The organism is Desulfomicrobium macestii (genome assembly GCF_014873765.1).
Lineage (GTDB): Bacteria > Desulfobacterota > Desulfovibrionia > Desulfovibrionales > Desulfomicrobiaceae > Desulfomicrobium > Desulfomicrobium macestii.
The window spans coordinates 1-24,944 of the sequence record NZ_JADBGG010000007.1; the positions used below are offsets into that span (position 1 = coordinate 1).

Annotated in this window: 24 protein-coding genes; 16 read left to right on the forward strand and 8 right to left on the reverse strand. The window is 54.8% G+C overall.

Annotated features, from left to right (window positions below; genetic code table 11):
• Positions 1-229 precede the first annotated feature (229 nt).
• A complete protein-coding gene (locus tag H4684_RS06020; RefSeq protein WP_192623171.1) occupies positions 230-2,362 on the forward strand; it encodes an acetate--CoA ligase family protein in 2,133 nt (710 codons plus the stop codon).
• An 88-nt stretch (positions 2,363-2,450) separates the two neighbouring features.
• On the opposite strand, the gene msrA is transcribed toward H4684_RS06020, so the two are convergent.
• The 4 genes from msrA to H4684_RS06040 all read right to left on the reverse strand — a co-directional run bounded on the left by msrA (position 2,451) and on the right by H4684_RS06040 (position 5,487).
• Positions 2,451-2,987 (reverse strand): peptide-methionine (S)-S-oxide reductase MsrA, encoded by a 537-nt coding sequence (msrA, locus tag H4684_RS06025; RefSeq protein WP_244150372.1) that lies wholly within the window; start codon positions 2,985-2,987, stop codon positions 2,451-2,453.
• Between the two features lie 201 nt (positions 2,988-3,188).
• A complete protein-coding gene (locus H4684_RS06030; protein ID WP_192623172.1) occupies positions 3,189-3,734 on the reverse strand; it encodes an LEA type 2 family protein in 546 nt (181 codons plus the stop codon).
• Positions 3,691-3,963, reverse strand: a complete 273-nt coding sequence (locus tag H4684_RS06035; RefSeq protein WP_192623173.1) for a hypothetical protein — start codon at positions 3,961-3,963, stop codon at positions 3,691-3,693. The genes H4684_RS06030 and H4684_RS06035 overlap by 44 nt, the downstream gene beginning before the upstream one ends.
• Positions 3,964-4,146: 183 nt before the next feature.
• Positions 4,147-5,487 carry a sigma-54-dependent transcriptional regulator gene (locus H4684_RS06040; RefSeq protein WP_192623174.1) on the reverse strand — a complete coding sequence of 447 codons (1,341 nt, stop codon included), beginning with the start codon at positions 5,485-5,487 and terminating at the stop codon, positions 4,147-4,149.
• A gap of 253 nt (positions 5,488-5,740) precedes the next feature.
• On the opposite strand from H4684_RS06040, the gene H4684_RS06045 reads away from it, so the two are divergent.
• From H4684_RS06045 to H4684_RS06110, 14 genes are all read left to right on the forward strand, one after another.
• The gene (locus tag H4684_RS06045; protein ID WP_092193410.1) at positions 5,741-5,929 is read left to right on the forward strand and encodes a hypothetical protein; all 189 of its coding nucleotides are present in this window, start codon (positions 5,741-5,743) and stop codon (positions 5,927-5,929) included.
• A gap of 188 nt (positions 5,930-6,117) precedes the next feature.
• Complete coding sequence (locus tag H4684_RS06050) at positions 6,118-6,867, forward strand: PilW family protein (RefSeq protein WP_092193408.1); 750 nt, start codon at positions 6,118-6,120, stop codon at positions 6,865-6,867.
• On the forward strand, positions 6,864-7,361 hold the full coding sequence (locus H4684_RS06055) for a GspH/FimT family pseudopilin (RefSeq protein ID WP_192623175.1): 498 nt from the start codon (positions 6,864-6,866) through the stop codon (positions 7,359-7,361). The genes H4684_RS06050 and H4684_RS06055 overlap by 4 nt, the downstream gene beginning before the upstream one ends.
• A gap of 41 nt (positions 7,362-7,402) precedes the next feature.
• Complete coding sequence (locus H4684_RS06060) at positions 7,403-7,840, forward strand: type IV pilus modification PilV family protein (protein ID WP_192623176.1); 438 nt, start codon at positions 7,403-7,405, stop codon at positions 7,838-7,840.
• Positions 7,818-8,363: a pilus assembly PilX family protein gene (locus H4684_RS06065; RefSeq protein WP_192623177.1), complete on the forward strand. Its 546-nt coding sequence runs from the start codon at positions 7,818-7,820 to the stop codon at positions 8,361-8,363. Before H4684_RS06060 ends, H4684_RS06065 begins: the two co-directional genes overlap by 23 nt.
• Positions 8,364-8,383: 20 nt before the next feature.
• Complete coding sequence (locus tag H4684_RS06070) at positions 8,384-12,244, forward strand: pilus assembly protein (protein ID WP_192623178.1); 3,861 nt, start codon at positions 8,384-8,386, stop codon at positions 12,242-12,244.
• Positions 12,245-12,391: 147 nt separating this feature from the next.
• On the forward strand, positions 12,392-12,664 hold the full coding sequence (locus tag H4684_RS06075; RefSeq protein ID WP_192623179.1) for a hypothetical protein: 273 nt from the start codon (positions 12,392-12,394) through the stop codon (positions 12,662-12,664).
• Positions 12,665-12,741: 77 nt separating this feature from the next.
• Positions 12,742-13,209 (forward strand): GspH/FimT family pseudopilin, encoded by a 468-nt coding sequence (locus H4684_RS21225; RefSeq protein ID WP_192623180.1) that lies wholly within the window; start codon positions 12,742-12,744, stop codon positions 13,207-13,209.
• A gap of 15 nt (positions 13,210-13,224) precedes the next feature.
• Positions 13,225-13,800, forward strand: a complete 576-nt coding sequence (locus tag H4684_RS06085) for a PilW family protein (protein WP_192623181.1) — start codon at positions 13,225-13,227, stop codon at positions 13,798-13,800.
• 4 nt (positions 13,801-13,804) lie between these two features.
• The gene (locus H4684_RS06090) at positions 13,805-14,215 is read left to right on the forward strand and encodes a type IV pilus modification PilV family protein (RefSeq protein WP_192623182.1); all 411 of its coding nucleotides are present in this window, start codon (positions 13,805-13,807) and stop codon (positions 14,213-14,215) included.
• A gap of 28 nt (positions 14,216-14,243) precedes the next feature.
• Complete coding sequence (locus tag H4684_RS06095; protein ID WP_192623183.1) at positions 14,244-14,744, forward strand: hypothetical protein; 501 nt, start codon at positions 14,244-14,246, stop codon at positions 14,742-14,744.
• Positions 14,745-14,770: 26 nt separating this feature from the next.
• On the forward strand, positions 14,771-15,109 hold the full coding sequence (locus tag H4684_RS06100) for a hypothetical protein (RefSeq protein WP_192623184.1): 339 nt from the start codon (positions 14,771-14,773) through the stop codon (positions 15,107-15,109).
• Positions 15,078-19,010, forward strand: a complete 3,933-nt coding sequence (locus tag H4684_RS06105; RefSeq protein WP_192623185.1) for a pilus assembly protein — start codon at positions 15,078-15,080, stop codon at positions 19,008-19,010. The genes H4684_RS06100 and H4684_RS06105 overlap by 32 nt, the downstream gene beginning before the upstream one ends.
• A 74-nt stretch (positions 19,011-19,084) precedes the next feature.
• Complete coding sequence (locus H4684_RS06110) at positions 19,085-19,537, forward strand: hypothetical protein (protein WP_192623186.1); 453 nt, start codon at positions 19,085-19,087, stop codon at positions 19,535-19,537.
• On the opposite strand, the gene H4684_RS06115 is transcribed toward H4684_RS06110, so the two are convergent.
• Positions 19,517-20,371: a histidinol-phosphatase gene (locus H4684_RS06115; protein ID WP_192623187.1), complete on the reverse strand. Its 855-nt coding sequence runs from the start codon at positions 20,369-20,371 to the stop codon at positions 19,517-19,519. The genes H4684_RS06110 and H4684_RS06115 overlap by 21 nt on opposite strands.
• On the reverse strand, positions 20,368-21,762 hold the full coding sequence (locus tag H4684_RS06120; RefSeq protein ID WP_192623188.1) for an aminopeptidase P family protein: 1,395 nt from the start codon (positions 21,760-21,762) through the stop codon (positions 20,368-20,370). Before H4684_RS06120 ends, H4684_RS06115 begins: the two co-directional genes overlap by 4 nt.
• Positions 21,763-21,923: 161 nt before the next feature.
• Between H4684_RS06120 and H4684_RS06125 the strand changes: the two genes are divergently transcribed.
• The gene (locus tag H4684_RS06125) at positions 21,924-22,562 is read left to right on the forward strand and encodes a thiamine diphosphokinase (protein ID WP_192623189.1); all 639 of its coding nucleotides are present in this window, start codon (positions 21,924-21,926) and stop codon (positions 22,560-22,562) included.
• Between the two features lie 167 nt (positions 22,563-22,729).
• Here the strand turns inward: H4684_RS06125 and proB are convergent, their stop codons facing one another.
• Positions 22,730-23,884, reverse strand: a complete 1,155-nt coding sequence (proB, locus tag H4684_RS06130) for a glutamate 5-kinase (RefSeq protein WP_192623190.1) — start codon at positions 23,882-23,884, stop codon at positions 22,730-22,732.
• Positions 23,868-24,905: a GTPase ObgE gene (gene obgE, locus H4684_RS06135; RefSeq protein ID WP_092193442.1), complete on the reverse strand. Its 1,038-nt coding sequence runs from the start codon at positions 24,903-24,905 to the stop codon at positions 23,868-23,870. Before obgE ends, proB begins: the two co-directional genes overlap by 17 nt.
• Positions 24,906-24,944 lie beyond the last annotated feature (39 nt).

The following is a 24,944-nucleotide window of genomic DNA, read 5'->3' on the forward strand; positions in this document are numbered from 1 at the left end:
TTGAAGTCAGGATCGTACTTGCGTTGTTTGCTCATAAACACACCTCTCCTTCCCCGTAGGGTAGTTGGTGTGTCCGCTAAAGTGAAGATAGCTCAAGGCGGCCTGACCGGGCCAACCCGAGCCGCCCCCCCCCGGCCACACTCCTGCCACACCCAGGACCTTCTTGCAAAAAAACGCCGCGCCCCTCATGATGAAAATCGAAAACGACACCCGCACCTCAGGAGCCCCCATGGAACCGACACAGCTTGGATTTGAACAAAGCCGAACCCTTCTGGATGCGTACGACATCCCCGTCCTGGGCCGCATGATCCGCACGCCTGAGCAGGCCGTGCTCGCCGCGCGGGAACTCGGTTTCCCGGTGGCCATGAAAACGGTCTCTAGCCAGATCATCCACAAGACCGATCTGGGCTGCGTGCTCCTGAACCTCAAGGATCAGACCGAGCTTGAAGCCGGATACGCCCAGCTCATGGACAACGTCCGCGCCGCCGGAGTGACGGAAATCGACGGCATCCTGATCCAGCCCATGGTGAGGCCAGGTCTTGAGGTGCTCATCGGCGCCACCCAGGACGCCAGCTTCGGACCCATGACCATGATCGGATCCGGCGGGCGCTTTGTCGAACTGCTGGGCGATGTGGCACCGGGCATCGGCATTCTGGAGGAAGGCGAGGTCATGGCCATGTTGGACAGGACTCGCGCCGGGCGCATTCTGGACGGATTTCGCGGACCGGCCCTGGACAAAAAGGCCGCCATCCGGCTGGCCGTGAACGTGTCGCGATTCATGGCCGAACACCCCGAAATCCATGAGCTCGATCTGAATCCCGTCATCGTCTACGAAGAAGGCTTCGCCATTGTCGACGCCCGTCTCATTGCCGGCGAACCGGTCCATTACCCCCGTCAGACCGATGTCTCGCCGCAAAAAATGAGCAGCCTGCACACAATCTTCAATCCCAAATCCGTGGTTTTGTACGGCGCCTCCAACACCGGCACGGTGGGCGGCATCGTGCTCCAGAACCTGCGCCGCCTGGACCGCATCTATCCCATCAACCCGCGCACGACCACGCTGCATGGCATGCGTTGCTACCCAAGCCTTGAAAGCCTGCCCGAGGTGCCCGAGATGGCGGTGTTCGTCATCAACTCGGAAACGGTGGTCCGCGAATTCGAGAAATTCTGCGTGGCCGGAGGCAAGGGCGCCATCATCATCAGCGACGGCTTTGCCGAATCCGGACGGCGGGAGCTTGAAGAGAGGCTGCGCAGCCTCAGCCTGGAGTACGGAGTCAGCTACATCGGTCCCAACTGTCTCGGGATCATCGACAATTTTTCGGGAGTGAACACCATGTTCATTCCTCCCCATCGCACGGGAGTCATCCGCGAGCAGGGCGGAATCGGCATCATCTCCCAAAGCGGCGGCATCGGCATGGAGCTCATGGAGATGCTCGAAGCCGACCGGGTGGGCATGGGCAAATGGGTGTCCTGCGGCAACTCCAGCAGCGTCGGCGTGGCGGAGATCCTGGCGCACATGGGCCAGGACCCGCGCATCGAGGTCATCGCCATCTATCTGGAAGGGCTGTCCGAGGGGCTCAAACTCATGGAAATCGGACGGCAGGTGGCGGCCCAAAAGCCCGTGGTCATCATCAAGGGCGGCTCGGGTGGCGGCAAGGAGGCGACCATGTCCCACACGGCATCGCTGGCGGGCAGTCACGAAGCCTTCCGGGCCTGTTGCTCCCAGGCCGGATTCTACCTCATCGAGGACCTGACCGAAGACCCGAAGATCATGGTCAACGTGCTCTCCATCCTGACCACGCAGCCCAAGGCAAAGGGCAAGCGCACGGCGGTGGTCAGCGTCGGCGGCGGCGCGGCGGTGCTGCTGGCCGACCAGATCACGGCCGAAGGCCTGGAGCTGGCCCGGTTCACCCCGGAAACCAGAAGACGTCTGCAGGACCTGCTGCGCGAAAACATCAAGGCCTCGAACCCCGACGATCTGGAGCAGATGCTCGTCAACGTCGGCAACAATCCACTTGATCTTCTGGGCAACTGCGATGATCGCAGGCTCATCCGTGCGCTGGAGATCATCGCCGATGACCCGGACACCGACGTTATCGTGGCCGCCATCTACCTGCAGGTGCCCTACCTTTCCGAGTATCTGGCCGAACGACTGGTCGAGTTCAGGCGTTCCATCGACAAGCCCTTCATCGTCTCCCCACGCGGGCTGTGCACGCATGTGACCAGATTCCGGGAGTCCCTCTACGCCAAACGGTTCCACACCTACACCGTGCCGATGGTCAAACCGCTCAGCATCGCGCTGGACATCTGGGAGCGCTACGACCGCAACTTCATGAGCGAAGCCGAACTCCGGGAAGATTGAAGAACGCTGCCACACGCACACAAGAAAACCCGGCCATTGCGAATTGCAACGGTCGGGTTTTCTTTCCCGTTTTTGGTGTGCCCCTAGGCTACTTTTTGGCTTCCGCTCCCCAGAGCTGCCTCAGGCGCTGGTCGCGACCGCAGCCTTGGCGATAGAAATGATATCTCAGGGGATTTTTCTTGTAGTAATCCTGATGATATTCCTCGGCGGCATAAAATTCAGCCCTGGGCAGAATCTCGGTTGCGATCTTGAATCCCCGGGCCTCTTCAAGCTGGGCCTTGGAAGCCCGCGCGGCGGATTCCTCGGCCTCGTCCGCAAAGAATACAGCGGACCGGTACTGAGGACCGCGATCGCAAAACTGGCCACCGGCATCGGTTGGGTCTATGTTGCGCCAAAAAACGTCAAGGAGTTTCCCAAAATCGACCAGCTCCGGATCATACTTCACCCGCATGGCCTCAATATGCCCGCTGGTTCCGGACGAAACCTGTTCGTAGGTCGGATTCGGGATCTGTCCGCCCGTGTATCCCGCCTCGGTTTCCAAGACACCGGGCAGGGCGTCAAAGGGTCCTTCAAGGCACCAGAAACATCCACCCGCGAATACCGCCTCTTTTGTCTGTGCAGCCACGTTACCTCCAAACAAGCCTGAAATCAGAAGAGCCAGAATCAATGATTTTCCCATGAGGCCTCCTTACAGATGTCACTGCAAAAAGTCGTCATCCCCTTGAAGAAGGGGATCCATGCCTTTTTAACTATCTGAAAAGAATGGATTCCCGCCTTCGAGGGAATGACACTCGGGTTCTTTTGCGACTTTTTTGCAGTGTCGTCCTTACAGTTCCGTTCCAGAATCCCAGAGCGCACCTTCCGCAAGGAAAGGAATCCCTCCGGAACTCAGCCCGCCCTGATACAAAACCCCGTCCAGGGCGTAGGTCAGCTTGCCCGGACCGTTCTGAAAGGTCATGATCTGACGCAACAGGTCCAGTGTCGAGGCGGAGGCCTCGACTTTGAAAACCGCCTCGCTCAAAGCCTCCACCCGCCCATTCTCCGAAGACACTGCGGGCAGAAGATTCATGTCATTGAAACGTGCATTGACCCTGACTCCGGTCCAGGTCAATGCAAAAGGATTGGGGTTTACTATCCGCAAAGTCAAAGCAACTCTTTGCTCAAAGAGAGTGCTGCTTGCGGGAACCACATTGACCAGTCTCACCGTTGGGGACTCCATTTTTTGCCCAAAATGGGCACATCCGGAAATCGCAATAAAAAAAGAAACTACAAGAAACAACGCGAGACGTCTCATTTCCCCTCCCTTCAAACCAGGATCATAACATACTTCAACGTGCTTCCCAAACGGGAAAAGTTTCTGGAAGCTGCTCATCAGACAACCTCCACTGATCTTCTCCGTCGACATTTTTCCGCCCTGCATACCTCAGAATCACCTTCTTCGGTCCATGGGCAAAGAATCCATTTCCTCCCAGAACTTCGAGCGCCTCGTTTTCGTCGGGATACTCAAGAGCCGAGACGTAACAGATTCTTTCACCGTTCTTCTCTATGCAATGCGGTTCAAAATAACGCATGAAGTGCAACAAGGTATTCATATTCTTCATAGGCCCTCCCATCTTCAACTGTCTTTTCCCATGCTAATCACTGTGGACGGGATGACAAACGTTAAAAAGGGAATTGGCCTGAAAAAGAGACCCCTGGCTTGGAACCGATGCGTCCGGACGTCGGAATTTGATTGCCGAGCCCAGGCTGGGCTTTACGCTAAGAACGAAAAACGGAACTTTTCGTCAGGCTGATCGTTTTGCCGTATCAATCTGAAATTTCTTGATCTTGTAGTGCATGGTCCGACGACTGACCCCAAGCAGGTCGGCGGCGTCCTTGACCACCCAGGAGCTTCGCTCGAGAGCGTTCAGGACCACCTGCTTCTCGCTTCCGGCCAGGGAAAGAAGATTGCCGGGAAGGGGCGTGTCATCAAAGCTGTCCTCGAACTGCATGTCCTCCATCCGGATAAGTCCGTCAGAGGACAAAATGACCGCGGCTTCCAGCATGTTGCGCAGTTCACGCACATTGCCGGGCCAGGGGTAGTCGAGGATGGCCTCGGAGACTTCTGCGTCGAGCCGGGACAAAGGCCCGTCCTCGGCAAAGAGTTGCAGAAAACGTTCGGCCAAAACGGGGATGTCGGCCTTGCGCTCGCGCAGGGGCGGCACCTGAATGGTGATGACCTTGAGCCGGTAGTACAGGTCCTCGCGAAATTCGCCGCTGCGCACCAGCTCGGCCAGGTCCGCGTTGGTCGCGGCGATGACGCGGCAATTGATGGCGGTCTCGGCCAGATCGCCAACCCGCCGGATTTTTCGTTCCTGCAGAAAACGTAAAAGACGGAGCTGCATTTCCGATGAGATGTTCCCTATCTCGTCAAGGAACAGGGTTCCACCATGCGCCTCGGCCACAAGCCCCTTCTTGTCCTTGTAGGCATTGGTGAACGAGCCCTTGGCATGTCCGAACAGCTCGCTCTCAAGCAAGGTGGATGGAGTTGAGCCGCAATCGACGATCACGAGCGGCCCCCGCGAGCGCTGACTCAGGCGATGCAGGAGCCCGGCGATCTTTTCCTTGCCCGTGCCGCTCTCGCCCAGAAGCAGGATCGTGGCCTCCGTCGGGGCCACCCGCTCGATCAACTTGTAGAGGCGTTGCATGGAAGGACTTTTCCCGCCCCAAAGCTCCTCGGTCAGCAGGTTGCCGCCGCGAGCCCAAGCGCGCCCTCCGCTTGCGGCCAAAATCCGGGCAATTCCCCGGAGCAGATCCTGTCCGTCCACGGGCCTTGTCAGATAATCCGTAGCTCCGTCCTTGATGGCCGCGACGGCGCCCCGCACCGTTCCGTTGCCGGTCAGCATGATGAACGGCAGGCCCGGCCAGCGCCGGACGCACTCCCACAAAAGCTCTCTGCCGGTCATGCCCGGAATGTCCTCTTCGGCGATGACCAGGTCGATCTGCCCGCCCTCAAGCTTAAGCAGGGCCTCTTCGCCATCGGACGCGACCGGAACGGCGTAACCGTCCGTTGCCAGCAGATCGATGAGGGCTTGCCGCCGAGCCAGATCGGCATCGACGACCAGAACGATTTTTTCGGCATTCACCGAAGAAGCCCGTCGGAGCCCACAGCGCGACCCAAGCGACAAGTCGTTGAAAGCCCGATCAATATCCGAGGTTCGATTATCTCCATTTCGCCGATATATCCGAAACTTCAAGAAGACTCAAACAAGAGCGGACGGCCTTGCGCCGTGTTCCGGGGGGCCGACTTGCGCTCCCGTGCGGCACTGCCCCGGTCTGGTTGTTGTCAGTCACCGCGCTCACGGGTATATTGTCAGAAATAACCAAAGGAGGTCCACCATGACGGACAAACAGGAAAACACCCTGCCCCTGGTCGGCGACACCCAAAAAAAACTCAGTGGCCGCAAATGCAAGGAGCTGGACTCTCATACAGCCGCCATGCTTGAATCAAACGAGGTCAAGGCCATCACCGGTGAAGGCGAGGAATGGTGGTGTCCCAATCCGGATTGCGCGGTCGTGGACAAATAGCTGTCACGTACGGCAAGAAAAGCGCGGTCTGGGCAGAAGATGCCCAGACCGCATTTTTTTTGCCCCCCAGCCCTACCAACACCTCAAGCCTTCAATACTAGTCCTTACCATTATTGGATTTTTGGTATCCACAGCCTATCGTGCATTCGATTTTGAACAAAATCCCCTCGCGTTCAAAGGTACGATGCATGATCAAAAACAAACAAAGCCTCCCCGGCCAATACGGCATGACTCTCATCGAAGTCCTGGTCGCCATGGCCATCTCGAGCCTTGTCATGGGCGCCATCTACTCCATTTTTCAATCCCACCAGCGCATCGCCGCCAAACAGGAACAGACAAGCCTCATGCAGCAGGAGCTGCTTTCCGCCATGTCGCTCATCTCGGAAGAGCTGCGCATGTGCGGTTACTCGGCGCAAGGGACGCTGGGGTTCGGTTTTCTGCACAGGCCAGAGGCGGGCGCACCGGATCATGGGCGAGCCACGAACCAGACAGCCGTCTATTGCCGCCGGGACTGGAACAATGACGGCCTCATAAACGAGAGCGGCAGCGGCAGCCTTCGCGAACACTCGGGCTTCAGGCTCAATGTCGCCAATGATGGCTCCGCAAAAGCAGTCGCCGACAATGTGCTGCGCAAATACGACACGGGCGCCGTACGCTGGCAGCCGATCAGCACCAACATCGGCGCCCTGCGTTTCACCTATTTCAACGCCGAAGGCGCTGTCATCCCCGATCCGCAAGCAAACCCCGGGATCATTCGCGGCGTCAAGGTTGAAATCACGGCCATACCCTCGCCATTGCGCGCCAGCCTCAAGATAGGCAATCGCACCATGTCCACGATGGTGTGGTGCAGAAATCTCGGAACAGACAAGAGGAATCCCTTGAGCACCGGCTCCGTGGATGCGGCCATGGCTGTCGTCGCTTCGAGCAGCGCCCCATGACCGCGCATACTGACCCGGCACTGCCCGCAGTGTCGCAACTGTCTGTGCGGAAAGGCCTGCATCCTGGAGAGTGTTCGGGCTTCAGTCTGATCGAAGCCCTGGTTGTACTGGCCATCGTAGCCGTGCTCACGGCCGTTTCGGGCACGACGCTTCTTGGACTATTGCCGGAAGCGAGCATGAACCGCGCAACCAGGACCATTGTCTCCATGTGCAGACACGCCAGATTCGAAGCCATAAAACGAAACGAACAGATCCGCCTCCAATGCGACAAGGGGCAAAACACATGCGAAGTCAGAATCAAGAAAGACAATTCGCTGCTGCGGCGCTTCAATCTCACCGAGTTGAAACATCAGCACTTCCTTGAAAAATCCTACACGACCCACTTCAACGATCGAGGCCGAGCCTCCATGGCCGGGACGATCATCATCCACAACAGCGCCGGACTGTCCCGTTCGGTGATCGTGCGGCCTTCGGGCAGCGTGGTGACAGAGTAGCCGGAAAAATGCACAGGCCCAATTTTCGCGCCGCGAAGCCCATGCGCCGTGATCGGATCGCCGCCCCGAAAGCCATGAACGGCATCACCCAAAAAGAACGACGCAGCCAGGGCTTCACCTTGATCGAAGTCCTGGTAGCCACTGCCATTTTGGGTGTTGGGCTGATGGCCGTCGCAACCCTGATTAGCCGCGCCGCCATCCAGGACAGTCGCGCTTACCATGCCTCACGAGGCAGCCTGCTGGTCGAGGAAGTTCTGGAAAAAGCGACCCGCGCGCAATATTCGCCCCAAGCGTTCCGCGCCCTCACGGCCATGAACGCAAGCACCGTCATTGATGGCATTCAATTTTCCATGACCTGCGCCCTGGCCGAAGACACTCCCGTGGAAAGGTGCAGGCAAATGACCTGCGATCTGTCCTTTAACAATAAGGGACTCAACTCAACCATCCGGTACATTCATGTTTTATCTCCAAAATTCTAGATCCGGTGCCCACGAATCCGGCATGGTCTTCATCCTGGCCATCGTCACCCTTGCCCTGCTTGGAGTCATTGGACTCGCGGCCCATGAGACCGCGCATCTGAACAGCCTGATCGCCGCCAATGACCGCGACTCCAAAAGCGCCTTTTTCCTGGCGGAGTCGGGCGTGAACGCAGGGCATGAATTCCTGGAAAGAGCCATCGCTGACGCCAATTCGACATTCTACGATGACGGAACCTCCGCCACCAACGCCTCGGTCTGGGAAAAAAAGAACTCCTTCAACCCCGATGATTATCCCATCAAATGGCACCGGCACGGGGCTGCGGCCACTCATGTCCGGGCCGGGCTCATTGCGACGGGCATTGTTCCGGGCAGCGCCATGCAGATGGCCTCGGGATACGAAAGCACTGGCAGGGGAGCGGCCACGGGCGGCACTTTCGCCACTTATCTTGTCCGCTCGCACAGACAAGGTTTGCGCGGCAGCGCGGCCGAAGTGGATCTGGGCTGGTGGCACATAAACCATTAAGCAGCAGAGGGATGCCTGCCTTGAAGAAATTATTTTTGCTGATCATTGCGGCGTGCCTGCTTTTCCCGGCAACGGGCGCCCCCTTCCAAGCCGGCGATTTCCATTGGGTTCCTCCATTTCTGGCCACGGAGGAAAAACCCTCGGTGACCTTCGTCCTGGACACTTCGGCAAACATGCTTGAGCGGGCATATGCCGGTCCGTTCAACTCGACAGACGAATACTACGGATATTTTGATTCCAGATCGTACTACAGCCATGATGCTGACGCGGCCGCTCCCCATTTTTATCCAAACAACGTTACGGGACGGTGGAATGGAAATTTTCTGAACTGGGCAACGATGCGGCGCATGGATCTCGCGCGCAAACTGATGACTGGCGGAAAATACAATCCCGAAAACGGCTGCCTTGAAATGGAGCCGCCAGACACTCAAGGCAACGCGCAGCACCTTGAATATGACGACACGATTCCCAAGAGCGATCTTGACGGACGAATCGCACACATGACGCCCCATCACCACCAACTCACCATGACGCAGCAGGATGAAAACGACACGATGCTGGTGTCCGGACCCGATACCGGAGCGGCATACGCGCTTCGCGTCAAAGGTGAACCGGACAGGGGTCTGTTCCATTCCATCAGGAACAAGGCGCGCATTGCTCTTTTCGCGTTCGGTGGCACGAGCAGAATCCTGCAACCCATGAGCGATGACGAGGCAAGCTTCAATGACATGATCATTACAATAAACAATGTCCGACCGACGGGGTGGGCTCCGCTGGCGACGGCGCTACATGAGGTGCTTGGTTATCTCGGTCACGACGACCAGACCGGGCTTCAAGCGCCGGATCCATTCCACGATCCTTCCCGTGGGCAGAACGTGCCATGCTCAAAACAAAACGTCATCCTGGTGACTGCCGGAAAGAGTTCACAGGATCAGAACATCCCGGCCTTTTTGAAAAACATTGTGCCGCGCCCTCGCCCCGACAAAGACTATGACCTGTCCGCAAACGGGAGCACGTTCCTCATCGACGTCGCCTACACAGGGCACACAACGGACTTGAGCCCCGAGTCCGACATGAAAGGCGTTCAGAACTGGGATTTTTACGCGGTCTGCCTTGGTGAAGACGACGGCTATCTCGTGAAGGATGCCGCCCGTCATGGAAAATTCAACGATCTGGACGGGGATCTGATGCCCTCCCTTCAGGCGGAATTCGACGCCGACGGGGACAGCCTGCCTGACAACTTTTTCACGGCGCGGTCCGGGCGGAACCTGGAAACGCAAATCACCCGCGTCCTTCGATTGAGCACGGGGAGTATTGCATCCGGCACGGCCACGGCCATTTCTTCCCAAGCGCGTGGCGGAGAGGGGGCCGCCTATCAGGCCATCTATTTTCCCCCGAGTCGAACAGACAAAATCGCCCCTTCGTGGGCAGGACAGGTGCATGCCTTCCTGATCGACGTCCAAGGCAATCTGCGCGAGGACACCAACGCCAACCAGCGCCTGGACCCGACCAGCGACAGGATTATCGAATTTGGCGAAGATCTGATCCATGCCCATGTCGATGCCAACGGCGACGGGGTAATCGATGCGGGAGAGAGAAACGCCACAGCGCTTGGCAACATCGGGGATATTGAATTTCTTTGGTCATCAAGCACATGGCTGAGCAGCCTGACCGACCAGCAGGTGGTGACGCAACGTGGGCGTTACGCCAGCGTGGCGCCCAACCGATACATCATGACCTTCGCGGACAAGAATCAGGACATGATCGCGGATGCAGGCGCCGGAGAAATCCAGCACTTCGAACTCGCCGCCAAACCTGTGGAGACAACGCTCAGTTCTCCAGAATTTTTTCACAATTTCCTGACTCTGTACGAGTCGGCAACGGGGATGATCGGGTTTGATCTTTTCGATCCGCGCCAGAGTGCGATCAATGCCTTGCGGCAAGACAATCCATCCGGCTTCTCCAATTTGCAGGCAACTCTGGCCAAACGGCAGGTAGACTTCATTCGCGGAGCAGAAGTCGGCAACGCGACCATCGAAGGAATTGCCGATTCCGCGCGAAGCCGCACGCACGGCAATACCACCTGGAGACTGGGCGACATCATTTCCTCTTCGCCCATCGTGGCAGGGCAACCCGCCGAGAACTACCACCTTATATATAATGATACGAGCTACGAAAAATTCCTGAAAAAATACCTGGACCGCCGTCAGGTCATTTATGTCGGGGCCAATGACGGCATGCTTCACGCTTTCAACGGAGGATTCTGGAACCGCAAGACCAGGAGCTTTGACCTGACTTTGGGCGCGCAAACGCAATTTCCACTGGGCATGGAACTCTGGGCCTACGTCCCCTACAATCTTCTGCCACATCTCAAATGGCTCATGAACCCGGACTACGGCGAAAAGCTTCATGTCGCCTACATGGACCTTACGCCCAAAATTTTCGATGCCCGGATTTTTTTCATGTCCGACGGTGTGACGCCCGTGGACGAGACAACCTACCCCGGCGGTTGGGGAACCATATTGATCGCGGGCATGCGCCTTGGCGGATCAGCCATACAGGCGGACATCGACAAGACCGACGGAAATGGCCTGAATGCGGACAGCGACCGAACCATGACCTCGGCTTACGTGATCATGGACATCACCGACCCGGAATCCCCGCCAAGAGTGCTGGCTGAGATCTCCCTGCCCGGACAGGGTTTCACGACCTGCGCTCCAGCGGTCATGCCCATGAGCACCCCCGATGCAAGCGCAGCGGATCAGAACAGATGGTATATGGTCTTCGGCTCCGGCCCGGCAGATTCCAATGGGCGTGCCGACCAGTCAAAACTCGGGACCGAGACCAGCGAGCAGCCAGGCCAGCTCTTCGTTCTGGATCTCAGCGCACTGTACACGGAAAAAATCGTCAAGACCGTGGACAGCGACGGAGTGATCACGACCACAACAAAACCTTTTGCCTTCGCGGAAGAGAACTCATTCATCAGTGATCCCATTTGCCTGGATCTGGACATCGGGCCCAATAGCCAAGCCGGAAAATTCAAGACCGACATTGTCTATTACGGAACGGTTGGCGGGGATCAAACCGCTGCGGCCGGAAGAGTGCACAGGCTACAAACCGGGAACAAAGAGCCCTGGGACTGGGCAACCTCGACGCTCATCGACGCGGCAGGCCCCGTAAGCGCGGCCCCGACGGCAGCATTGGACGAGACCGACAGACTCTGGATATTTTTTGGTACCGGAAGCTTCCTGAACCGCGCCGACATTCCGCAATCTTCGCCCATGAGTTTCTATGGGGTCAGGGAACCTGAAACGAACGGAGTCAAAAGCTGGGAAGCTATCGCGCGCCACAACCTCTTCAAGAGCAACAAAATAACCGTGACAAAAGGCACCTGCGGCGAAGGAGAATTTTCTGAAAACTGCGTCGGGATAATTCAGACAAACGAGGATTCGAATTCCACCAGGGACTGGGCGTGGCTGAGCAACAGCATGAATTCAGCGTCGGGCTGGAAACACTCATTCAGCGCGACGACCGAAAGGGTTCTGAGTCCGGCTGCCGTTCTTGGAGGTTCCGTCATATTCACAAGCTACGCCCCATCGAGCGAAGCCTGCTCTTCCAAGGGATCAAGCCGTCTGTGGGCGCTCTACTACAAAACTGGCACACCATATTTCTGGCCGATCCTGGCAAACCACAACGGCGACTTCCCCACCGCTATCGAACTCGGCCAAGGGCTAGCCTCAAACCCAACCCTGCACCTCGGAGAAAAAGCAACGGTCACGGCCGTCACCAATACAAGCTCAAGCACGCTTCTGAAGTCCGAGATAACCACACCTTTCGCTATCAAATCCGGGAGTTTGTTCTGGAGAAAAAACACGGACTAGAGAAGCAAACAAACCACTCGTCCTGCAAAAAAAACGCCCTGCGACCCCAAATCCACGAACGATTCCGAGACCATGCCTTAGCAACACACTGTCAAGTCTTTCCGCGTAATACCAATCGATCCGCACGGCATAACGGAACACGTTTCCATGCCATTCGAGACGGCATACTTCCTGCTGATAATAAATCCAAAAGATCACTACTGGATGACACTAGGCTTTGACACCTTCAAAATACGATATTATGGTACTAAAAAAGATAAATTACTTAAGGACAAACTTGAACCAAGAAAAAAAATTGCGCACAACGTATCAAGAACTGCGCAGATTACCCGAAACGGATCGGACACAGAACAAAAATTACTATTGCGCACTGGAGTAGCGCCAATCACGATGTGGGAAAAAGCCATAAAATTTAGGTGATAACAGACAATCTGAGGCAGAATTTGTAAAAGAACTTGTTTTTTCAGATCCGGAAATCGAACATTTGTGAAGCAATTATGAATACAAAAACTCAAAGCGTGAAACATCAGAACAAGACTTTTCAGACAAAAGGTTTTTCTTTGGTTGAAATACTTGTAGTTATTGCGATAATAGGGATTCTAGCGGGGATTTCCGGTATAGCTTTAATGAAATGGCTGCCCGAGGCCAATCTGAAGCGCGCCGCGCGAACCATAGTGAGCATGTGTCAGGATGCACGAGTAGAGGCCATCAAGCGAAACCAGCGGATCAATTTCAATTGCGACAACGTGACAAACACATGTGTCGTTTCGTTCACCAACGGCACGGCACTCAGGCAGTTTGACCTCTCGACCATCGGGAGCGGAGTACACCTTTCAAATTCCTTGAATACTACATTCAGCAGTAGAGGCAGAGCTCTCAATGCAGGGACCATCCCCATAGCGAACAACGCTGCTTCAACTCTGTCCATTACAGTGCGGACATCAGGAAGCATAATAACAAACTAGGCGGTGTACTTTCGTATGTCCAAGAAAATAAACCAGTCAGGAATGACCCTAGTGGAATTACTGGTGGCTATGGTCATGATGGGGATAGTAATCACGGGGGTATATAACCTGTTCCGCGTTCATAACCTTATGGCCGCGAAACAGGAAGAAACGACACTCATGCAGCAGGAGCTCCTGTCGGCTATGGTGCAAATGGCCGAGGATTTGAGGATGTGCGGATATAAAGCTACCAGCGGTCCTGCAAACGGATTTGATGAAAATGAAACAAATGCGACGTCTGTTCGCTGCACCAGGGATCCGGCGCCAGATGGCAGCACTCAAATAGGATATATCTTGATGCCAAACAACACCATTGACTGGCTAAACGCATCTTCAGAGTGGGTTACAGCTGCGGAAAATATAGCTGATCTTAACTTTGTCTACAGAAATAGCAACGGAACAATTCTTGATCCTATCAACACGACAAATGTAGAAGATATAAGATTTATTGATATTACGATCGTAGCCGCAGCATCCGTAGAAAGATCCGGGATGAACATTCCCAACCGTTTCATGAACACACGCGTGTATTGCCGAAATATGGGGCTATAAAAACATGCTGCTTAAAATAAAACTTTCATCATCTCAGCACATGAAGGGCTTTACTCTTGTTGAAGTCCTCGTAGCTGCGGCTGTTCTGGCTATAGGCCTTCTTTCAGTTGTCACCATGATTTCCAGATCCACTATTCAAGATAGCCGCGCATACCACATGACACATGCCAGCCTGATAATAGAAGACTTCATAGAAAACGCTACTCGCGCACAGTACGCAGCAACCACTTTTAACAGTCTTTCCAACGCTACGGTCAACACTGTCATCTCAGGAGTTGCATATACAATGAACTGCGGAATCCAAGAGTCTACGCCTCTGAACAGATGCAAAGAAATGACCTGCACCGTGAACTGGAACAACAAAGGCATCCAAGCGAGTACATCGTATGTATACGTCTTTTCCCCCAAGTATTGAGACTAAACGGCCTCAATCAGGCTCTGCCTTGGTCGTGGCGATTATTGTGCTGGCGATCCTCGCCGCGCTAGGAATAGCAGCCCTTGATGTTGCGGACCTAAATCTATTCACCGCAGCCAATGACCGCGACACCCGTGAAGCTTTTTTTCATGCAGATTCCGGGGTCAATATTGGCCATGTGTTTTTGGGACAGGCCATCGATGATACAAATTCCACCTTTTACGACGACGGAACCAACTCGACCAATGCAAATTTTTGGGGCAACAGTACGGGTTTTGGCGCTTCCCCACCTGCTGATCCTTTGAAATATTTTGCCCAGGGCACCATGGCCACGCTCATCCGCACGGGGTGGCTGGACAATGGCGTACTCGAAGGCTCCGCCATGCAGATCGGAGCAGGCTACGAGGGCGCAGGGAAGGGTGCGGCCAGTGGTGGAACATTCACTAATTACCTCATCCGCGCACACAGAGAGGGTCGCCGCAATAGTCAAGCAACTGTAGACTTGGGCTGGCGATATATTAATAGATAATTATGACGAAGTAGAGGAGAATCTGTATGTTTTTTTCAAAGGGTCTCATCATAAGCTTATTTTTAATATTATCAGCACCTGCTTATGCTCAGCAACATCTACAATTTGTAAAAACAGAATATGTTTGCTTTACAGACGGATACTTATTGCACGAAAACGGGAAATGGTTTGTCACCAGCAGCGCAGAGGACCGACAGATTCCTCTGCTCGAAAATACAATAATTTATGGCTGTGACGAAGAAATATTCAAAATCCCGATCCCTAGCAGATTCTCAGGATACCCAGTAACTAGTATCAGCTGCGATAAAAATATGTCAGTCGAAGGAGGTTACTATGTCCGTGAAGCGCAAATTCCTTGTAACTAATATTTTTTTACTTATTGCACTGTTTTTTTACGCGACATATGCGTTCTCATACGTGGCCACTGACTTCAACTGGATCCCCCCTTTTTTGACAAAGGACGAAAAACCAACAGTTCACATACTATTTGACAGTTCGGGAAGCATGGAGTTCCGAGCTTATGGCGGGAAAAACGTCGTATACAGCAACTTCAACCCTTCATACCAATATTATGGATATTTTAATCCAAAAAAATATTATAGATATACCACATCTGAACCATCTGCTCCATACTTTATTGAAGCTACATCCGGGGATCTGTGGAACGGTAACTTCCTGAACTGGCTAACAATGCACCGAGACGATATCGCAAAAAAAGTCATGATTGGAGGGAACTACGACAAAATACGCGGACTGTATTCTTTAACTTCAGTTAACTCGTGGAGCAACTATACATGGGTGCTTTACGACGATAGATATAAAGTAACTGACCTTAATGGAAATTTAAATTACATGACACCACTATCTGCGCACGACACGAACAAAAGATCAAGTGCGTATTCATATTTTTACCAACAAGCATCTTCTAGTACAGAGCCAACCATATTATATGTTACTCGCGAATTAAGCTACAATAGCTATTACCATAAAAACTCTTACACTCTTCGACTAAAAGCACCTCAAGAAACAGGAGTGCTAGACAAATTTGCCTCCAAGGCACGATTGTCATTATTCCAATACCACCCTGTAAGCTCTGGAAACAATGGCGCAAATATTCTATCGTATGTTTCGGAGACACCTGCAGAACTTGAACAACTCAAAACAAAACTTGCGGCTATCGACCCAAATGGCGGTACACCTCTTGCCGAATCGCTATGGACAATCTGTGGATATATTAGACAGAACGGATCTCCCGCAAGCAACTCTGGACCAAGGTACCGAGAAGAAAGCTATTCTCCCACATTAGGGAATAAAGGTGATCCATTTTATTTTTCAGAATATGATAAGCTAGTTCCATGCACGCAACAAACAGTAATAATGATTACAGACGGCGAAGCTAGCGTTGATAACGAGGTCACCTCCCCCAAGATTGCCCCCTCTCCTTTCAGAAAAAGCCTAGGGGAGGATAAACTGCAAGATGTAGCTTGGTGGGCACGAACTACAGACCTCCGATCAGACCCTGAGTTACCAGCGACTCAACGTGTTAATTTATTTACTATTTTTGCTTCATTTGGCGAAACAACGGGAGCGGAACTACTTAAACGTGCCACTCAATTCGGTTCTTTTGCAGACAAAAACAAAGACGGTCTTTACACGGTCGCGGATTTAGAAGAAGCGGACTTCGCATCTCCGGAGAATTTTTTCCAAGCTGCATCGGGCGAAGAACTTGAAGCTGCGGTTACTCAAGCCCTTGCAATTGCCACAGCCGGAGTTGCATCTGGAACCTCTGCTTCTTTGCCTCCAACTTCTGGTGAAGGAGAGGGCGCAGTATATCAAGCTATCTTTTTTCAACCAGCAGCAAATGCCGCGCTTGGTCCGGCATGGGGCGGACAACTACACGGTTTGCTAGTAGACTCGCAAGGCAACATGCGCGAAGACACAACCAGCAACAAGAAACTCGATACAGATCCAGATCAAGTCGATTATGACAAAATAATACGATTTACCAAAGCTGACGCTACAGAATATATCACACGTTATGAGGCAAATGGAACGGCTGAGACTAAGGGGCTCAATATAAATCAAATAAAGTTATTGTGGTCTTCGAAAGACTGGCTAAACGACATCAACGACAGCATGATACAATCAAATCGTGACTACGGAACAACGTCTTCAAGATATATTTTTACTTTTGTAGATAAAAATAACAACATGGTGTCGGACACAGGCGAAGATATACCTTTTACATATACGGACACCGACTGCAAAGACCCAAACAACTTCTGTAGCTATTTGACACTTTACGAAAACACTTCGGGCGCGGTTGCCCCTCCCGCTAGTCTTACTGATACACAACTTAAAAACCTGTCGGAACGACAGATAAACTTCATTCGAGGCTTGGATGTCGGTGATGCAACCATCGGAAGCGTAGATGATTTTACCCGAAGCAGAGCCTTCGGCGGCAAGACATGGCGCTTGGGCGACATTATTTACTCATCCCCAACTGTTGTCGGCAGACCCGCCGAAAACTATCACATGATCTACAAAGACAAAACATATGAAGGGTTCGTCAATAAATATAAAAATAGAAGACAAATGGTCTATGTTGGCGCAAACGACGGAATGCTTCATGCTTTCAACGCGGGCTTTTACAATAGCACTCAAAAAACATTTCTGACCTCCCCTAACGGTGAGCACGACTGGCCACTGGGAATGGAAGCATGGGGCTACATACCCTTCAATCTTCTACCTCATTTGAAATGGCTTATGCATCCCGAGTACGGTCAAAATCAACATGCGGCGTACATGGACCTCAAACCACGTGTCTTTGACGCGCGAGTGTTCTTCGATGACACAACCAGCCAAGTATCTCAAGATCCAAACACATACCCGAATGGCTGGGGAACTATACTTGTTGCCGGCATGCGGCTTGGTGGGGCCGAGATCGGAGTTGATATCACCAAGGACGGAACTGCCGACCGCTCCATGTCTTCTGCTTACGTCATCATGGACATTACGGACCCAGAACAACCTCCTAAACTGTTAGCAGAAATCGCTCTGCCAGGACAGGGGTTCACGACCTGTTACCCAACGGTTATGCCTATGACACAGCGAAATACCTCTTCAGCAACGGAAAACCAATGGTATCTTGTTTTCGGTTCCGGTCCGGCAGATTCGTCTGGCAAAGCATCACGCACTAAATTTGGCCTGGAAACAAGCGATCAGAATGGCCGACTCTTTGTCCTAGACCTTAAAGCTCTCGTCGCTGACAAAGAACTCCTCACCGTAAACGGAACAGGGACGTTGTCGGCAAGTGGCGATCCGTATGGACTCACAGAACCAAACTCCTTCATTTTTGACCCCATAGCTGTGGACCTCGATATCGGACCATTCCCCTCTACCAAGGAATTCAGGACGGACTTGGTTTATTTTGGCACCACGGCTGGTACTCTGGCGGCTCCAGCTGGAAAAATGTATCGGTTTAACACCAACAACGACAGCACAACGGGGTGGGATAGCATTTCTACTCTTATTGACACTGGCAAGCCTATTACATCGGCTGCTAGCGTGGCCAAAGATGACGTCGGACGGATATGGGTATATTTTGGCGCGGGCCGCCTCTTCAATTTGCAGGATATCCCTCAGCCTTCAAAAATGTCTTTCTACGGCATCAAAGAACCAATTGACTCCACTTCAAAAAAAATGACCCTTACTACAGTATCTACAGCGAGCCTTTTCAACAGCTCTAATGTTGTAGCTAACAACAGTGCATGCGGAGAGACAACTAATATTAACTGCATAAAGTATTCGCAAGACGGAACAGAGATGACCGGAGCATGGCCAAATGGACACTGGAAAAACCTTTTAGCCAGCATCGATAGTTCATCAGGATGGAAAATTGACTTTGATGCAGATCGCGAACGTGTATTAGGGCAGCCTGCTGTTCTTAGCGGATCTGTTATTTTCTCAAGCAACACGCCAACAAGTGATGTCTGCGATGCTTTCGATGCCATTAGCAGTCTTTGGGCCGTTCACTACAAAACAGGAACAGCATTCTATAGCCCAATTCTTGGTGCAACTGGTGATATTTTAAACACTTCTATTCCGCTAGGACGTGGACTTGCTTTTACACCAACGCTTCATGTAGGCGAAGATGGAACTACGGCATTTGTCCAGACAAGCACTGGCGCAATTCTTACAATCGACGTTGAAACGCCAATAAGCGTTCGCTCTGGGCCACTTTTTTGGCGTAAAGTAACAGATTAATACGCGGGGCCAAAAGGCCCTGCGTTTGACTTTCACTTACAGGCTTTCTAGAGTTGGGCACGCAAGGAGTCCCCATGCCCCCCCACTTCCTTGACCGCGTCACCCCCCGCGCCTACCCTGGCACGCGCTTGCTCACCGCAGCTCTCGCGTGGTCTGCGACAGGCGTTTTTCTTTCCGTCAAAAGCGTTTATCTTTTTCGGGAAGGCTCTAGGGGAATCGTTCTGGCCGCAGTGTTGGTCGGACTGATTCTCGGGATGGTAAAAGGCAGATTCATCCTGGACCGAATAGCCGACAGGATTATTCTGCACATCGGAGCCAAACCCACGCGGTCTTGCTTGGGAGGGCTTTTTTCCGTTCGGAACTGGATGCTTATCGCGGTCATGATCATATTCGGACGGACCTTGAGCGTCCTGCCCATCGAAGCGGGAATAAAGACCGGCCTCTACGTCATGGTCGGCAGCGGCCTGGCCTATTCCAGCAGGCTTCTTTGGCGTGCATGGAAGAACTCAGCCGCAAAGACTCCCTAAAATCAGGGCGCTTGAAGCCTCCGGTCCTTGCATCTTTCGCACTGAAAGCAATTTTTCTACCTGCCCAAACCTGTACCCAACATCCGCCACCCCATGAGCGTCGTCTCCGTAGGCTGCGCCAATCTCAAGTTTTGCTGCAGCGTCCAGGATCGGCGCGCACACGTAAGGTTCGAGCTGGCCTTTCAGCAGGGCCCGCGCGTTAATATCAAGGATGGCGCCGGCTCCTCGAATCCATTCCAGATTGCGCAGGATCCGTTTCCAGACCTCCGGCTCCGCAATGGTTTGCAAATAGTCAGGATCGTGGAGCCGGATGAGATCGAAGTGCCCCACAACCTCCGGTTTGATCTCCCGCAACATATCATACTGCTCGTCGAAATAGGCCGAATACATCCGGCTGGTTCCGCCACACAGTGTGGCTACCGTGTCGTAGGCTTCCTTGGAAAAATCAAAACAAGCACCCTGAACGTGGTGGACCGAGCCCACCACGTAATCAAGCGCGTGATACTGGCGCAGTTCTCTCACCCACATTGCGCAACCCGGATACCATTCAGTCTCCATGCCCACCAGAATCCGCATCCGATCCTGGTAAGCACGCGCAAGGGATCTGGCTTCGGCCACATACAGGGCAAACCGAGCCTCCATCCAGCCCGCCGTTCTGCCCAATTCGATTTCATCGGGATACAGTCCGGCGTCGCCAAAAGGCGGCATGTGCTCGGTAAGGCCGATGCACTCAAAGCCGGCTTCATGGTAGGCCGCCACGATATCCGCCAGTGTGTCGCGGGCGTGATCGCAGTATTGCCCGCTGTGTCCGCCGTGCAGGCTGATCTTTCTCACGACGCCTTTCCCATTCGCCTGCAAATATCGTCCACGCTTTTGGGAATGTCCTTGCTCAAGACATCCCTGCCATCTTCGGTTACGAGCACGTCGTCCTCTATGCGAATGCCGCCAAAATCCAGATAGGCATCCAGCGCCTCGTAATTGATGAACTCTTCAAGCCGCCGCTGCTCCCGCCATTGTCTGATGAGAGCTGGGATGAAATAGATGCCGGGTTCCACGGTCATGACAAATCCGGGCCTGAGCCTGCGGGCCATGCGCAATCCAGACAGTCCAAACTGGGCCGCACGCTTGAACTCATGGTCATACCCCACGAAATCCTCACCCAGCGCCTCCATATCATGGACGTCGAGCCCCAGCATGTGCCCGAGCCCATGCGGAAAAAAGAGTGCGTGCGCGCCCCGGTCCACGGCTTCAAGCGGATCGCCCAGCATGAGCCCAAGGTCCGTCAGGCCCCTGGCCACGACCCTTGCCGCAGCAAGGTGACATTCCACAAAGGGGACGCCCGGAGCCATGTTCAAGGTCCCGGCAACCAGCGCTTCGAGCACAATCTCGTAAATGTCCTTTTGCCGGCTGGAAAAACTCCCGCCAACAGGCAGGGTGCGTGTAATATCCGAGGCATACCCCAAGGGCGAAACCACCCCGGAATCGACCAGCAGCAGATCGCCGTCGCGCAGAATCTGATCGTGAGTGTGATTGTGCAGCACCTCCCCGCGCCGGGACAGGATCATGGGAAATGCTTCTCGGCTGCCATGCGAAAAAATCAGCCCTTGAGAGCGGCCATACAGTTCCATCTCCCTGGCGCCTGGAACGCAGGATTGCATGAGGCTGTCGTAAAGTTCAGCGGAAATCGCGATGGCCTGGCGGATTTGCGTCACTTCGGCAGCGCTCTTGACGCTACGCAATTCCACGATGCCCTGCACAAGGATGCTCGAAAAACCGGCTTCAAGCTCCAGAGGCGGGATGCCCAGGACGCTAGACAAAAGCAGGGCCGACTCGCCTTGATAGGTTGGGGAATAATGAATGCTGCGCCCCTGACCTTTTGCCAGCCTGACGGTATCCGCCAGTTCGTGCATGGCCTTGCTCACGGCGATGCCTGAAAGATCCGCCAGTTCCGAAAGAGAAGGAGCCGCTCCGCTCCAGATGGTTTGTTCAATGCCAGGCTCGGGACCAAAAAGGATCTCCTCGCCGCTCTCGCAGTCCAGCCACAGGCAATGCCCAGGCCTATCAAGCCCCGTGAAATATAGGAAAGAGCCATCCTGATGAAAGGGAAACGTGTTGGCGCGATAGTTCATGCCGATGAAATCATTTCCGGGCAGCAGAATGCAGCCGCTTCTTACGAGTCGGGCCAGCGCCGCACGGCGGGCCGCGTAGACAGAGGAATCGAACATGGATCGCTCCTTTCCAGTTGTCGGAACAGAGAAGGCGCCAAAACGCGCCAAGGCAGCCCATCCGGCGCCTTGCCTTGTTCGGCACGCATGATTAACTAGGGGCTTCGTATCGGGACGCGCCCGAAACAGCAAGAACGCCACTTTTCGATCGTGGAGGCACAATGCACTGGGTTCTCATGGCCAACGGGCCGCTCGCTCTCTCACCCGCAATCCGCCAGTTCATCTCTTCCGCCGAGAGGCTGATCGGAGTCGATGGCGGCAGCAGGCATCTGCACGCGCTGGACCGATTGCCCCACCTGGCCGTCGGCGACATGGACTCCATCCCCGCCGACCTGCTCGCCCGATACAGGGACACGGGAGTGGAGCTGCATCTCCATCCTCCCAAAAAAGACGCCACGGATCTCGAACTGGCCCTGGAACTGGCTCTGGAGAGAGGCGCCAAGCGCATCTCGATATTGGGCGGGACCGGAGGCAGGCTCGACCATACCCTGGGCAATCTCTTTCTTCTGGCCCGCTGCCTGCCGGGCGGAATTCCGGCCTGCATCATGGACCAGGAGCAATGCATTCACCTGACGGACCAGACCCTGACCCTGGATGGCGCCGTTGGCGACACCCTGTCCCTGCTCCCCGCCACGCCCGAGGCGCGCGGGGTCAGCCTGACGGGGCTTGAATACCCGCTCCATGACGCCACACTCACCTTCGGCACAAGTTGGGGCATGAGCAACGTCTTTGTGGAAAACCGGGTCACCGTAACCATTGGTAGCGGGCGCCTATTCGTGTTTCACCTTTTCAGATCCTGAGCCGCCCTGCTCAAAACTGTCCCGCAGGACCTGAACAGAGGGACTGACACGGACCGGCACCGACTGGCACGGAGCGCAGGGAGCCCGACGCGCGCAAAAAAAGGCTTCGTGCATGCAACATGCAGAAGCCTTCTCTCCCGGAGCGCGGCGGCGCTTCGTCTTTTTCTTCAGAGCGAACTGTCGAGCACCATGTTATCGCGGTGCACAACCTCCTGATGCGGACAGGGCCCCAGGATCTTTTCGATTTCGGAGCTGCTCAGGCCCTGGATCTTGCGCAACTCCACGGCCTTGAAGTTCGTGAGGCCCACGCCCACTGCGCCGCCATCAAGACCCACTATCCTGACCAGGGCGCCCATGCCGAAGTTGCCTTCCACCCCGGCTATGCCTGCGGCCAGAAGGCTCTTGCCCTTGCCCGTCAGCGCCCGCGCGGCCCCGTCGTCAACCACGATGGTCCCGGCCGGGTCCAGGTGGTAGGCCAGCCAGAACTTGCGGCCCGAGAGCATCTTCTGCGTCGGCGCGATCCAGGTGCCCAGGTCTTCCAGATCGAACACCCGCTCCAGCACGTGCTTCTGCCGACCCGAAACAATAAGCGTCGGGACGCCGATGGTGGCGGCACGGCGAGCGGCCATGAGCTTGCTGAGCATCCCACCGGTCCCGGCCCCGGTCTTGCCCCGGCACATGGACTGCAGATTGAGCTCGGAAATGTTTTCGATGATCGGCACAAAGCGGGCGTCGGGATTTTCCAGCGGATTGTCGTCGAAGACACCGTCGGCAGAGGTCAGGTTGATGATCACATCGGCCCCGACCAGGTTGGCGACCATGGACGAGAGGGCGTCGTTGTCGCCGAATTTGAGTTCCTGCACGGCCACCGTGTCATTCTCATTGACGATGGGGATGACCTTCCAGTCAAGCAACCGGCACATTGTGTTGCGAGCGTTCAGAAATCGCTCCCGGCTGCGCAGATCGTCCTTGGTCAAGAGGACCTGAGCGGTGATCTTCTCATAATGGGCAAAAGCTTCGTCATAGCTGTGCATGAGGCGGCTCTGGCCCACGGCCGAGGCGGCCTGCTTGTGGACCATGCACCCGGCGGCCTTGTCCGCGCCAAGCACGCAGCGGCCCGCGGCAACGGCGCCAGAGGTCACAAGGACTATTTCGAGCCCCCGGTCATGAAGCCCCGCGATCTGATCGGCCAAACGGTTCACCACGCGCGGGTCAAGACCCTTTTCCGTAGTCAACACGGCGCTGCCAATCTTGATGATGACCCGTTTGGCCTTCTCCAGAATCCGGCGGCGCTGTTCGCGCCAATCAGTCGATAGTTCCATGTTCGGTTTCATCCTTGACGGTCTGCAGATGCAGATTCCACATGGCATCCAGCACCACGTCCACTCCGGTTTCGTCCAACGCCGACATGAAGTACACTTTGAGCCCAAGCTGGTCAAAAGCTGCCCGCACCTCGGCCAAACGCGCCTCGTCAACCAGGTCGATCTTGTTGATGACACGAATCTGAGGCTTCTCGCCAAGCGCCGGATCGAACATGCGCAACTCGTCGTCAAGTATGTGGAACCCGGACAATGGATCTTCCACGTTCACGTCTTCGATGCTCAGGATATGAACCAGAAAACGGGACCGCTCCACGTGGCGCAAAAAGGTGTGCCCCAGACCCTGCCCCGTATGGGCGCCTTCGATGAGGCCGGGAATGTCAGCCACGACAAGCTTGCGCTCATGCTCGTCGATGACCACTCCCAAGTTGGGTGCCAGCGTGGTGAAGGGGTAAGCCGCGATTTTCGGCCGGGCCGCGGAGATGCGGGAAATGAGGGTGGACTTGCCCGCGTTGGGCAACCCCAGGAGGCCGACATCGGCAAATACCTTGAGTTCGAGGCGAATGTATTTTTCCACGCCCGGTTCTCCAGGCTGCGCAAAACGTGGCACCTGCATGACGGACGACTTGAAATGCGCATTGCCCTTGCCGCCACGCCCGCCTTCGGCCACGACGATCTCCTGGCCGTCCTTGGTGAAGTCGGCGATCAGCCGCTCCTGGCCGTCCACTTCCTCGAAAACCTGGGTACCCACGGGCACCTCGACGATCTTGTCTTCGCCGGCGCGACCGTAGCACAGCCGCCCGCCACCGGGCCGCCCGCTTTCGGCTTCCTGGAAGGAAGCGTGGCGATAATCGTAAAGGGTCAACAGGTTGTTGTTGGCGCGCATGATCACGTCGCCGCCCTTGCCCCCGTCCCCTCCGTCGGGACCACCCCGAGGCACATATTTTTCCCGGCGGAACGAAACACTGCCCTGACCACCGCTTCCGGAACGGATGATGATCTTGGCCTCATCTACAAATCTCATGTTCTCTCCAAGTCCGGGGCGCAAGACCGCCGGACAGCA

Excerpts from the sequence above, each read along its gene's own strand:
- H4684_RS06020 (WP_192623171.1), top strand. The coding sequence starts at position 230 with ATGGAACCGACACAGCTTGGATTTGAACAAAGCCGAACCCTTCTGGAT.
- H4684_RS06030 (WP_192623172.1), bottom strand. The coding sequence starts at position 3,734 with ATGAGCAGCTTCCAGAAACTTTTCCCGTTTGGGAAGCACGTTGAAGTA.
- H4684_RS06035 (WP_192623173.1), bottom strand. The coding sequence starts at position 3,963 with ATGAAGAATATGAATACCTTGTTGCACTTCATGCGTTATTTTGAACCG.
- H4684_RS06045 (WP_092193410.1), top strand. The coding sequence starts at position 5,741 with ATGACGGACAAACAGGAAAACACCCTGCCCCTGGTCGGCGACACCCAA.
- H4684_RS06050 (WP_092193408.1), top strand. The coding sequence starts at position 6,118 with ATGATCAAAAACAAACAAAGCCTCCCCGGCCAATACGGCATGACTCTC.
- H4684_RS06055 (WP_192623175.1), top strand. The coding sequence starts at position 6,864 with ATGACCGCGCATACTGACCCGGCACTGCCCGCAGTGTCGCAACTGTCT.
- H4684_RS06060 (WP_192623176.1), top strand. The coding sequence starts at position 7,403 with ATGCGCCGTGATCGGATCGCCGCCCCGAAAGCCATGAACGGCATCACC.
- H4684_RS06065 (WP_192623177.1), top strand. The coding sequence starts at position 7,818 with ATGTTTTATCTCCAAAATTCTAGATCCGGTGCCCACGAATCCGGCATG.
- H4684_RS06075 (WP_192623179.1), top strand. The coding sequence starts at position 12,392 with ATGCCATTCGAGACGGCATACTTCCTGCTGATAATAAATCCAAAAGAT.
- H4684_RS21225 (WP_192623180.1), top strand. The coding sequence starts at position 12,742 with ATGAATACAAAAACTCAAAGCGTGAAACATCAGAACAAGACTTTTCAG.
- H4684_RS06085 (WP_192623181.1), top strand. The coding sequence starts at position 13,225 with ATGTCCAAGAAAATAAACCAGTCAGGAATGACCCTAGTGGAATTACTG.
- H4684_RS06090 (WP_192623182.1), top strand. The coding sequence starts at position 13,805 with ATGCTGCTTAAAATAAAACTTTCATCATCTCAGCACATGAAGGGCTTT.
- H4684_RS06100 (WP_192623184.1), top strand. The coding sequence starts at position 14,771 with ATGTTTTTTTCAAAGGGTCTCATCATAAGCTTATTTTTAATATTATCA.
- H4684_RS06105 (WP_192623185.1), top strand. The coding sequence starts at position 15,078 with ATGTCCGTGAAGCGCAAATTCCTTGTAACTAATATTTTTTTACTTATT.
- H4684_RS06110 (WP_192623186.1), top strand. The coding sequence starts at position 19,085 with ATGCCCCCCCACTTCCTTGACCGCGTCACCCCCCGCGCCTACCCTGGC.
- H4684_RS06120 (WP_192623188.1), bottom strand. The coding sequence starts at position 21,762 with ATGTTCGATTCCTCTGTCTACGCGGCCCGCCGTGCGGCGCTGGCCCGA.
- H4684_RS06125 (WP_192623189.1), top strand. The coding sequence starts at position 21,924 with ATGCACTGGGTTCTCATGGCCAACGGGCCGCTCGCTCTCTCACCCGCA.
- proB (WP_192623190.1), bottom strand. The coding sequence starts at position 23,884 with ATGGAACTATCGACTGATTGGCGCGAACAGCGCCGCCGGATTCTGGAG.
- obgE (WP_092193442.1), bottom strand. The coding sequence starts at position 24,905 with ATGAGATTTGTAGATGAGGCCAAGATCATCATCCGTTCCGGAAGCGGT.